Source organism: Leptospira ainlahdjerensis (assembly GCF_016919175.1).
GTDB classification, from domain to species: domain Bacteria; phylum Spirochaetota; class Leptospiria; order Leptospirales; family Leptospiraceae; genus Leptospira; species Leptospira ainlahdjerensis.
On record NZ_JAFFPU010000006.1, the window covers coordinates 79382 to 90012 of the forward strand.

The following is a 10631-nucleotide window of genomic DNA, read 5'->3' on the forward strand; positions in this document are numbered from 1 at the left end:
ACTCATAAAGCAGAATGAACAGTTTCTGTTTCCATGAGAATATTAATTGGATATAAAATTATTAATTTGTTCTTAAAACCTTAGAATCCGGTGGACAGATCCCCTCCTAAAGTATATTCAATATTCTTCTCATTTCCCGATCCTTTTTTCCGGCTTTTTTTTGACAAAGAGGTTGACAAACCTTGCCTTAAGGGATAATTTAACCAAAAGGTTAATTAACCGTATGGTTCAACAAGAAGTTACTGAAGATCATCTCAGCCTCACATTTGCCGCCCTCGCGGACCCGACTCGGCGAAAGATCTTGGCTACACTCCGGTATGGAGATGTTACTGTGAAACAACTTGCGGAACCCTTTGCGATGAGTCTTCCCGCAATTACCAAACATTTGAAAGTTCTGGAAAAGGCGGGACTCATTTCCCGGGGCAAAGAGGCACAATGGAGACCTTCTCGTTTAGAAACAGGGCCATTAAAAGAAGTGGCCGATTGGATCGACGAATACAGACAAATCTGGGAAGCCAGACTCGATCGACTGGATGATTATTTGCGGGAACTCCAGCGAAACGAGAAAAACGAACAAACAAATCCAAGGAAATTCGACAATGAACAAGGAAAAAATTAAAACTATTATCTATTGGGTGACGACAACCCTTGTCGCGGCAAACTACACTTTCGCCGCATACGCATATACGGTGCAAGGTCCGGAAGTCGTGGAAGGTATGACCAAACTTGGTTATCCTCTTTACTTTGTGACCCTTCTCGGAGTTTGGAAACTCCTCGGTGCGATCGCAATCAGCGTCCCTAAATTTCCCCTTCTTAAAGAATGGGCCTATGCAGGTATGTTTATCAATCTCACATCCGCTTCCATTTCCAACGGCATTTCCGGTTTTGAAACAGTTCACATCGTGATGCCTCTCGTCGGTCTCTTGTTAGTCGCGGTTTCCTGGGCACTCCGTCCCGAAAGCAGAAGACTCTCCGGAGTCTGGAGTTTATAAGAAAATTCGAATCTATTCGAAACCCTCGGGAAAAAATCAAATTTAGAATTCCAAAAGGATCAATCAAAATGGCTAACAAGGATCAGACGATAAACGAAGTTGTTATCACAAGAATTTTCGACGCACCGAGAGAACTCGTTTTCAAGGCCTGGACGGATCCGGAACATCTGATACGCTGGTGGGGGCCGAAAAATTTCACCTCTCCAGCGTGCCGACTCGACCTTCGAGTCGGAGGGAAATACGTCTTCGGAATGCGTTCTCCCGAAGGCCAGGAATTCTGGAGCACCGGAATCTTTCGTGAAATCGTAATTCCTGAAAAACTCGTTTATACGGATTCATTCGCTGACGAAAAAGGAAATCAGGTCCCGGCGTCTCATTACGGATTCACTGGAGAATTTCCGGAAGAAACAACCGTCTCTCTGACTTTCGAAACTGTCGGTGATAAGACAAAACTTACTTTGAGACATATCGGACTTCCTAAAGGCGAGATCAGCGAAATGACCAAGGCTAGCTGGAACGAGATGGTCGATAAACTTGATGAAAGTTTACAATAATCTTTGGCTGCCTTTTGATCGGATCCAAAACCTAAGCGGAGTTAACGATGAACCTATCGAACCATAACAAATCAAACACGAAGGATCGTGAGATTACCGCCTCACGCGTGTTTGACGCCCCGAGAGAGCTGGTCTGGAAGGTCTGGACCGACCCGAATCACATCGGCAAATGGTGGGGACCGAACGGCTTTACGAATACGATCGAAACGATGGAAGTAAAACCGGGCGGCATCTGGAAACTCATCATGCACGGACCGGACGGAACGGATTATCCGAATCGAATCGTTTATATCGAAGTAGTAAAGCCGGAACGTCTCGTTTACAAACACGGCTCGGACTTGGAAGATCACCCCGGCGATTTTCACGTAACCGTAACCTTCGAAGAAGAAAACGGTAAAACAAGACTAACGATGCTTTCCCTATTCCAGACTGCGGCCGCTCGCGACGAAGTCGTAGAAAAGTATGGAGCAATCGAAGGTATGAATCAAACTCTCGACAGACTCAGAAACTATCTAACGAAGATAGCAAATTAATAAACGGAGAATTGTATGTCTATGTTAAAACTCATTCTACTTTCCATCGCCGGTCTTTTGATCGTCGTAATCGCGATTCTACTTTTGATCGCAAGCATGAAGCCGGACGATTTTCGCTATCAAAGATCGATTTCTATCCAAGCGTCGCCTGAAAAAATTTTTCCTTTGATCAACGACTTTCATACGTGGGCGCAATGGTCTCCTTGGGAAAAAGTGGATCCTTCCATGAAAAGAACATACGGCGGTCCCGTAAACGGAGTTGGTACGATCTACGAATGGGACGGTGATAAAAACATCGGGAAAGGCCGAATGGAAATTACGAACTCGATCCCTTCTTCTAAAATTACGATTCAACTGGATTTTATGGCTCCCTTCGAAGCACACAACACCGCGGAATTCACCTTGGAAAAAAAGGGCGATTCCACTCAGGTCACATGGGTCATGTTTGGAAAGAATCAGCTCATTTCCAAGATTATGAGCATATTCTTAAATATGGACGAAATGATCGGCAAACAATTCGAAACCGGTTTGAATAATCTAAAAACGATAGGCGAAAGAAAATAAATGAACGAAAATAACATTACAATTCCTGAATTTACTCTTTTAAGGACCTTCAACGCTCCGCGTGAACTCGTCTGGAAAGCCTGGACTGAACCGGCGAGACTCGCCGAATGGTGGGGACCGAAAGGACTTACGATGGGGGTGGCTCATCTGGATCTGAGACCGGGCGGTTTGTTTCATTATAGCATGAAAACTCCGACCGGTGAAGTGATGTGGGGAAGATTCATTTACAAAGAAATCACCCCTCCCGAAAAACTTATGTTCGTCGTATCCTTTTCCGATGAGAACGCCGGAATGGTCCGTCATCCGATGGCGGAAGGATGGCCCCTGGAGATTCTCAATACCGTAGTTTTCACTGAAGAAAAAGGGAAAACTACTCTGCTCCTGAAAGGATCGCCGATAAACGCTTCACCGGAAGAAATCAAGATTTTTGGGGATAACTTTCCGTCGATGGATCAAGGTTTCACGGGAACTCTGGATCAACTCGAAACGTATCTTGCGAAACAGTAAATTAGAGAAACGGAATGTGGGTCGTTCAAATACTTTTTCAAGGAAGCCCGCGTCAGGAGAATCAAACTATGAAAAAAAACGAACCGCTTTCCTGCACGATCTTGGAAAAGGGAATCGTAAGCAGACGTATATTGGATGCGCCGAGAGAACTCGTTTTTAAGGCATGGACCGAAGCCGATCATTTAAAACTTTGGTGGGGGCCCAAAGGATTCACGAACACGTTTCACGAATTCGATCCAAGACCGGGAGGCAACTGGAAATTTGTGATGCACGGACCGGACGGCAAAGACTATGAAAACCACAGCGTCTTTGTCGAGATTCTTAAACCGGAACGAATTCTATTCGAACACGTATCACAACATCACTACATAGCCACGATTCTTTTTGAAGAAGTCGAAAACCGAACTCGTGTAGATTTTAAAATGGTTTTCGATACTTCGGAGGAATTCGATAGAATCAAAGAATATATCGCCGTAGGGAACGAACAAAACTTCGACAGATTGGAAGAAGTGCTCGCGAGAATGATGGGTTGATCCGTTCTCCAAAAATCAGTTTCCTTGAAACCTAGGCCGTTACTGGAATACATTTTAATTCTTGAATAAAATGCGATTTGGAAGAAAGAAGTGAGAAGAATTATTTTTCAAATGATGGTTTCCGTAGACGGATACTTCGAGGGACCGAACAAAGAAATCGACTGGCATCTCGTCGACGATGAATTCAACGAATACGCATTCGATTTTCTAAATCAAATCGACACTCTTTTGTTCGGAAGAATCACCTACGAACTTATGGAGAATTATTGGACTTCGGAAGAAGCGATCGAGAACGATCCGCAAGTCGCCCAAAGGATGAACGACGTTGAAAAAGTTGTGGTCTCCCGCACGCTCAAAAATCCGAAATGGAAGAATTCCAAACTGATTCAAGGGGATCTCGAAAAAGAGATCCGAAAGATCAAACAACAAACGGGAAAAAATATCGCGATCTTCGGAAGTTCCGATCTCACACTTCCTCTGATACGAGCCGGATTGATCGATGAATTCAGAATTCTTATCAACCCAATCCTTTTAGGAAAAGGAAAATCTTTGTTTCAGGGGTTACCTGAAGCTCAGAAGCTAAAATTAGAACAAACAAAAATATTCAAATCCGGTAATGTATTTCTAAGTTATCGGCCGATTTAAGAAAAAAAATGAATCAGACAAACATCAACTCAAACCTCGCCGGAAAAAAAGAATGGATCGGCTTAGCGGTGATCGCTCTACCCTGTCTCCTTTATGCAATGGATCTCACAGTTCTTTATCTTGCAGTTCCACATTTGACGGAAGACTTAAAACCGTCCGGCTCCCAGCTTCTTTGGATCGTTGACATCTACGGCTTTTTAGTGGCCGGTTTTTTAGTAACGATGGGAACCTTAGGGGATCGAATCGGAAGAAGAAAACTTCTTATGATCGGGGCATTCGCATTCGGCGTAGCTTCCGTTCTCGCCGCGTTTTCAAAAACCGCGGAAATGCTGATCGCAACCCGCGCCTTACTCGGAATCACCGCCGCGACTTTAGCGCCCTCCACTCTATCATTGATTCGTAATATGTTTTTGGACGCGAATCAGAGGACGGTTGCGATTGGAATCTGGGGAACAAGTTTTTCCATCGGGGGCGCCATCGGACCCTTGATCGGAGGATTGTTACTCGAACATTTCTGGTGGGGATCCGTGTTCCTTCTGAGCGTCCCGGTTATGATTCTTCTTTTGATCGTCGGCCCTAAACTTTTACCTGAATTTAAGGATCCGAACGCCGGAAGTTTGGATGTTCTAAGCGCGGTTCTTTCTTTGGTATCGGTTCTATCGATCATCTTCGGATTAAAACAAGTCGCGGAATACGGATGGGGAATCCTATCTCTTCTTTCCATCACCTTAGGATTGTTTGTTGGAACGGTTTTTATCCGCAGACAAAAACGATTGAAGGATCCGATGATCGACCTCGAGCTGTTCAAGGTTCCGGCTTTCAGTGCGGCGCTCATCGCAAACAGTCTTACGATTTTTGTCGGGTTGGGAAGTTTTCTATTCTTAGCTCAATATCTTCAACTCGTACTCGGCTTATCTCCGATGGAAGCGGGACTTTGGACTCTACCGTCCGCGGCGGGAAATGTGGCGGGTTCGATGACCGTGCCGATGCTCGTAAGAAAAATACGTCCCGTCTTCGTCGTAGCGGGAGGTTTGATTCTAACCGTGATCGGAATGTCCCTCTACTCTCTGGTCAACGAAGAGAGCGGTTTGGTTTACATCGTCGTCGGATCGGTAATTCTTTCATTAGGAATTTGTTCAGTAGTCATCATCGGAACCGATATCATCGTCGGCTCCGCACCGCCTGAAAAAGCCGGCGCGGCCGCGTCCATCTCCGAAACCGGAGCCGAGTTCGGAGGTGTACTCGGAATCGCGGTTCTGGGAAGTATCGGGACCGCAGTTTACAAAAATCAGATGAAAGGCATTCTACCGGAAGGGATCTCTCCGCAATCCGTAGAGGCGGCCCAAGGCACGTTAGGCGCAGCGGTTGCGATCGCGAAAGAATTGCCGGAACATTTAGGCAACGCTCTTCTCATTCCCGCCAAACAAGCGTTTACCGAATCGTTTCAGTTGGTTTCCATCCTTTGTGCGGCCATCGCCTTTGTCTTAGCGATCACGGTGATCGTCTTACGCAAAAGTTTGGGGAAAGGAGAAGAAGTATGAATCCTAAGAATCCGGTTCTTTCGGAAGTTCCGGAAAAAACTCCAGTTCTTGCGCGGATTTTCGATACTCCTAAGAATCGAGCCTTTCCCGTCCGGAAACACCGGGGCCGGTCATACTTGTGATTATCGAGAAACATCTCACGAACCCGAACCGCAAAACCGACCTATCTGCGGAAGGATCCGATTCTTACATTACACGATCTTCCGAGGGATTCAGCTTTTCGATTAAGGAAACTTTTTTCGATAAAATTCTTTATAAAAAATCCTTCATACGAAGCCTTCGAGCAAACGTTCGAAAGAATCTAAGAGGAGAATAAAAAGCCAAATGAGAGTTCTAAAAAAGAAAGACTCGAATTCAAAATCCTTCGCAAGAACGGTCTAAGGAAAAAATGAAAGCGGAAATAGACATGCAGACTTCGAAGATTCTTTCGGAAAAGACCTCCTTTCAAAAAAAGGAGACGGGAAAACTTTTGTTTCATCCGGCTTTTGTAAAAAACGAAAACCAACTCGTGAAAAACTCCCGAAAAGAAATGAAAGAAGATTACATTTCTATGATACAATCGCTTTTATTTTAAACGAATGGAAATTCTAAGGATTTAAAATGAAAGAAAAAATTTTAGGACTTAAGCCCATAAGCACGGATTTTGCCGCGCTTTTACTCAGGCTGATTTTCGGAGGACTTTTTATCCACTTCGGCTACACAAAACTGATCGGTTTTGATCAGATGTTACCCTTGTTTCCGGATCTAATCGGGATAGGATCCAAAACTTCGCTGATTCTCGTGGTCTTCGCGGAATTCTTTTGCGGAATTTTCGTAACCCTCGGTTTCGTGACTCGTTTAACGGTGATTCCAATTTTTATAACCATGTTCGTCGCGTTTTTTATAGCGCACGCGAACGATCCGTTTCAAATAAAAAGTTTGTCCTTCACTTATCTTTTGGTCTCGATTGTTGTGTTCGTTTTGGGGAGCGGAAAATTCTCCTTGGATCGATACGTTCTCTCTGAATCTAAAAGATAAATTTTAAAGAAGGAACTCCTTTTCAAAAATGGGTGGAAATCGTTTCAAAAAAGAAAACGATCTCCGCCCGGATACGAAAAAGATACAAAGAATTCTTATTTTTCCAGATTCGTCTTTAAGTTCTTAAGACTTTCATCCATATTATCGATGATTTCCTTTTGCTGATTCAAACAAACATTGACGACAAAGCTGATCACGGTCATAGGAAACGACATACGGTCGAACATTCCCAAAGAAACCTTAGTCTGGTTTTCTCCAACGGTTTGGGTCGTAATATAAGAAGTAAAACTCGCTTCGAAAGGTTTTTTAAAACGAAGTCGAGTTTCCAATCTTTCTCCGTCCACAATCTTGACGATTTCCTCGTCCGCCGTTCCAACTTCCGGATTTTCGCTTTCCCACGAACTCGTAAAACCGACGGTTCCATCCACTCCTTTGAAACTCTTTTTCATGTTGGGATCTTTTTTCGACCAAGCGTTCCATTGTTCGTGATTTTTTAAATATTGGATCTGATCAAAGACCGTTTTTTTCGGTTTGTTGATTGTTATTTCCCTTTCTATTTGAAAATCTTTCGGCGCAATCAAGGCAAGGACAACGACGAGCGCAACCAATCCGCCGGCGATGTATAATAAAATCTTCATATTCCATTCTCCGTTTTGCCCAATCCAATCCGACAACCAATCGATTGTAAATGAAAAAATCAGTGGGCAAAATCGAATGCGGTTTACGCTTCGTGATCGATCGATTCTAAAAAGGCGATTCTTCCAAAACGAATCGTCCAATGCGGAAGCAAGACGAACCGACATTTCAGAGGCGGTCGCAGAAGTCGGAACGAGCTTAGACGATCACAAGGTTAGAACGTCAGACGTTTCAAGATTGGCGGGAATTTCCCGATCCGATGTGTTTCGTTTTTTGATAACAACGAAGTTTTTTGGGAAGCGTAAGAAGGACGATTCCCAAAGAAGCGGTCCTTCGATTCAGAAATTCAACGAGCGGATTCTTCTCACCAATTCCTTGGGTTTCACCAGCTCCCAACGAGGGACGAGTTTTTCTTCCTGTCCGACAACTGCTTCTTGAGTCCAGATCTGCCAGCGTGTAGCGCCGGATCGTCTCAGTGCGTAGAGAATCGCTTTTTCTCCGGGAGGAAGATTGGGAAAAACGATATGATTGGACGAATCCCTATACGCAGGCATCACCGAACGAATCGAAGGTATGATCAATTGATAAGCGGTTTCTTCTTCCAAAGAGGGATAATTCGCTTCTACGTTCAGAGAAACCAGACGAGTCCCCATAGAAAGAAATCGATCACAGTTAATCCAACCGAGCGTCAAGATCGGAAAAAAAACCGGCTTTGTCTTTCCCGATACGATTAAAACCTCTTCCGTAAGACGCATTTCTAAGCGATCGTTCGGTTGTGTCGCGGTCTGATTCTTGGACAACGAAGGTTGATTAGATTCAAAATTCACCTTTGACACGTTAGTCGCCTTTGATACTTCCGTAGACCAATCCACGATTCCTTCTTTGGTTTTGTTACCGTAAAAAATTTTAAAACCGGGTTCGATCGTTCCGTTAAAGGAAACCTTAGGAGGTTTTTGGGGATTCACATTCGCCTGAATTCCGGATTCCACAAACGCATTTAGAAGAATCATCCCCTTTGTCTGAATCGGTCGTCCGAGGGAGGCGGTGGTCAAACCCGATAAAAGAATATCTTCACTTTTATAATATTCGGAAACTTCAATACGAACGGAAGTCGAAATAGGATTTCCATCGGTATCCACAAGACTCCCGGCTGGGAATTGAATCTTTGTTCCTTCGTCGGCTTCGATCTCGGAATCTTTTTTTAGATCGATAACGAAGATCTGCGTCTGTTTGTAACGGGAAGTTCCGATCCATTCCTCTCGTTGAGAAGAGATAAGACGCTCCCAACTCGCACAATTCAAAACTACAAACGAAAGAAGAATCCAAACGATCCGAATACTCATAATTACCTCTGTTTCTAATTGGTATCGTGCCCGCTTTTAAGACAGACAAAATTCCCTTTAAAAAAGAGATTTCGAAATTTATTTCCAAACGTTAAAAAGAAAGAATCGAATGGCCGTACACCGGCTGTTTCGGAATAGAACTTCGATCGTTTCGGGAAATTAGCTCTTTCCGAAAAATCATACGATTCGAAATCACAGTCAGAAAACGACGAAAGAGATTATTAAAGAATCGTTCAGCGCCCCAAAAGACAAACGTCGCAATTTCCGCAACCGGGAAAGATCGTATCAAAATATCCGTATACAAATTCCCTTCTGCACTTTTCGGACTTGAGATAAAGAAGCATCTGATACAAACGTTTGAGACTTGTTTTCTTTTTTAAATCCAATAACTCCTGCGAAACAAGCGCGTCCGGCAAAGGCGCTCTCAGTCTCAAGGAATTTCTTTCCAATTCTCCCGAAGTGACTCCGTGTCTTTCAAAAAGATTAAGAACAGTTTGAAGACGATGATCGCCCCGATTCTTATGAACCACCTTGGCTTGCAGCTCTTCGTAAGTCAGGGAAGACAATTTGTCTCCGAGATGTTGCATCGCCTGAAAAACCCTTCCGATAAAAACTTCGTCCGGGTTTTGCCATTCTATAAATTCCATCAATACGGAAAGATCGTCTTGGATATAAAATACGTGACAATCGGAAGGATCTCCGTCCCTTCCCGCGCGACCGATTTCTTGATAATAACTTTCCAAGGAAGAAGGCAGTTCCGCATGAATGATCGTCCTTATATTCGGCTTATCCACGCCCATACCGAACGCATTGGTCGCAAGAAGAATCGTATCTTCCGATTTCAGAAATTGATTTTGAACACGTTTTCTCTGATCGGGAGCCAGCTGACCGTGATAGATTCTATGAGGAATTTTCTGAATGTCGAGTTTCTCGCTAAACTTTTCGATATTCTTGATCAGATTAAAATATACGATCGTACTTTCTTTTTGAGTTTTTAAAAGATCCACGATCGCTTCCGTTTTGGAAGGTTCGTCCACAAAGGTGCGGACGTCCAAAAACAAATTTGGTCTGCAGATTCCTTCATTATAGACTTCGATTTCCGATTCTTCCAATCCTATCTGACGAACAATGTCTTTCTGAATTTCTTTCGTTGCGGTTGCGGTTAACGCGATCGTAACGGGTTTGCGAAGAATCTCCCTGAATTCGGAAATTTTAGTATAATCCGGCCGAAAGTCATGACCCCACTGACTGATACAATGAGCCTCGTCGACGGCGAGAAGAGAAACTTTTCTCCTTTGAAGTGCCTCCAAAAATGCACGTTTGCGAAATCTTTCCGGAGAAACATACAAAATCTTATACTTACCTCGTTTTAGATCTTCGTAACTCCGAATTCGATCTTCTTTTGAAAGGGAAGAATTGATAAAAGCCGCATCGATTCCCAGGGCTCTTAATTTGAAAACCTGATCCTGCATCAGCGCGATCAAGGGAGAAATAACGATGGTCAATCCTTCCATCGCCAGAGCGGGTAACTGATAACAGATCGATTTACCCATTCCAGTCGGCATGATGACGAGGCAGTTCTTTCCGGAAAGAACGTCGGAGATAATCTTTTCCTGCGAAGTTCTAAAAGAAGAAATTCCGAAAAAAGTTTTGAGTTCGGCGACGGAGGGCATTCAGAATACATTCTTCGATTGATGTTTGAGAGCAAGAGAAAATGTAATTACTTGCCATCTCTCCGAATTCTTAGAATGCTCGTAATTCCGGGA

Annotated in this window: 15 protein-coding genes; 12 read left to right on the forward strand and 3 right to left on the reverse strand. The window is 43.8% G+C overall.

What is annotated here, in order from left to right; genetic code table 11:
* Window positions 1-223 precede the first annotated feature (223 nt).
* The 12 genes from JWG45_RS01705 (at window position 224) to JWG45_RS01760 (ending at window position 6886) form a co-directional block, all read left to right on the forward strand.
* Window positions 224-619 carry an ArsR/SmtB family transcription factor gene (locus JWG45_RS01705; RefSeq protein ID WP_205278056.1) on the forward strand — a complete coding sequence of 132 codons (396 nt, stop codon included), beginning with the start codon at window positions 224-226 and terminating at the stop codon, window positions 617-619.
* The gene (locus JWG45_RS01710) at window positions 600-992 is read left to right on the forward strand and encodes a DoxX family protein (protein WP_205278057.1); all 393 of its coding nucleotides are present in this window, start codon (window positions 600-602) and stop codon (window positions 990-992) included. Before JWG45_RS01705 ends, JWG45_RS01710 begins: the two co-directional genes overlap by 20 nt.
* Window positions 993-1060: 68 nt before the next feature.
* Window positions 1061-1546: an SRPBCC family protein gene (locus JWG45_RS01715; RefSeq protein ID WP_205278058.1), complete on the forward strand. Its 486-nt coding sequence runs from the start codon at window positions 1061-1063 to the stop codon at window positions 1544-1546.
* 47 nt (window positions 1547-1593) lie between these two features.
* Complete coding sequence (locus JWG45_RS01720) at window positions 1594-2079, forward strand: SRPBCC family protein (protein WP_205278059.1); 486 nt, start codon at window positions 1594-1596, stop codon at window positions 2077-2079.
* 15 nt (window positions 2080-2094) lie between these two features.
* Window positions 2095-2643, forward strand: coding sequence for an SRPBCC family protein (locus JWG45_RS01725; RefSeq protein WP_205278060.1), 549 nt, complete (start codon window positions 2095-2097; stop codon window positions 2641-2643).
* On the forward strand, window positions 2644-3150 hold the full coding sequence (locus tag JWG45_RS01730) for an SRPBCC family protein (RefSeq protein ID WP_205278061.1): 507 nt from the start codon (window positions 2644-2646) through the stop codon (window positions 3148-3150).
* Window positions 3151-3218: 68 nt separating this feature from the next.
* Window positions 3219-3683: an SRPBCC family protein gene (locus JWG45_RS01735; RefSeq protein WP_205278062.1), complete on the forward strand. Its 465-nt coding sequence runs from the start codon at window positions 3219-3221 to the stop codon at window positions 3681-3683.
* A 90-nt stretch (window positions 3684-3773) separates the two neighbouring features.
* Window positions 3774-4328 (forward strand): dihydrofolate reductase family protein, encoded by a 555-nt coding sequence (locus tag JWG45_RS01740; RefSeq protein ID WP_408611586.1) that lies wholly within the window; start codon window positions 3774-3776, stop codon window positions 4326-4328.
* An 8-nt stretch (window positions 4329-4336) separates the two neighbouring features.
* Window positions 4337-5869, forward strand: coding sequence for an MFS transporter (locus JWG45_RS01745; protein WP_205278063.1), 1533 nt, complete (start codon window positions 4337-4339; stop codon window positions 5867-5869).
* A gap of 118 nt (window positions 5870-5987) precedes the next feature.
* Entirely contained in the window at window positions 5988-6185 is a 198-nt protein-coding gene (locus JWG45_RS01750) for a hypothetical protein (protein WP_205278064.1), read from the forward strand.
* A gap of 72 nt (window positions 6186-6257) precedes the next feature.
* Window positions 6258-6443 (forward strand): hypothetical protein, encoded by a 186-nt coding sequence (locus JWG45_RS01755; RefSeq protein ID WP_205278065.1) that lies wholly within the window; start codon window positions 6258-6260, stop codon window positions 6441-6443.
* A 26-nt stretch (window positions 6444-6469) separates the two neighbouring features.
* The gene (locus JWG45_RS01760) at window positions 6470-6886 is read left to right on the forward strand and encodes a DoxX family protein (protein WP_205278066.1); all 417 of its coding nucleotides are present in this window, start codon (window positions 6470-6472) and stop codon (window positions 6884-6886) included.
* A 95-nt stretch (window positions 6887-6981) separates the two neighbouring features.
* On the opposite strand, the gene JWG45_RS01765 is transcribed toward JWG45_RS01760, so the two are convergent.
* The 3 genes from JWG45_RS01765 to JWG45_RS01775 all read right to left on the reverse strand — a co-directional run bounded on the left by JWG45_RS01765 (window position 6982) and on the right by JWG45_RS01775 (window position 10538).
* The gene (locus tag JWG45_RS01765) at window positions 6982-7524 is read right to left on the reverse strand and encodes an SRPBCC family protein (RefSeq protein WP_205278067.1); all 543 of its coding nucleotides are present in this window, start codon (window positions 7522-7524) and stop codon (window positions 6982-6984) included.
* Window positions 7525-7860: 336 nt separating this feature from the next.
* Window positions 7861-8865 (reverse strand): hypothetical protein, encoded by a 1005-nt coding sequence (locus tag JWG45_RS01770; protein ID WP_205278068.1) that lies wholly within the window; start codon window positions 8863-8865, stop codon window positions 7861-7863.
* Window positions 8866-9098: 233 nt separating this feature from the next.
* Window positions 9099-10538: a RecQ family ATP-dependent DNA helicase gene (locus JWG45_RS01775; protein WP_205278069.1), complete on the reverse strand. Its 1440-nt coding sequence runs from the start codon at window positions 10536-10538 to the stop codon at window positions 9099-9101.
* Between the last annotated feature and the right edge of the window lie 93 nt (window positions 10539-10631).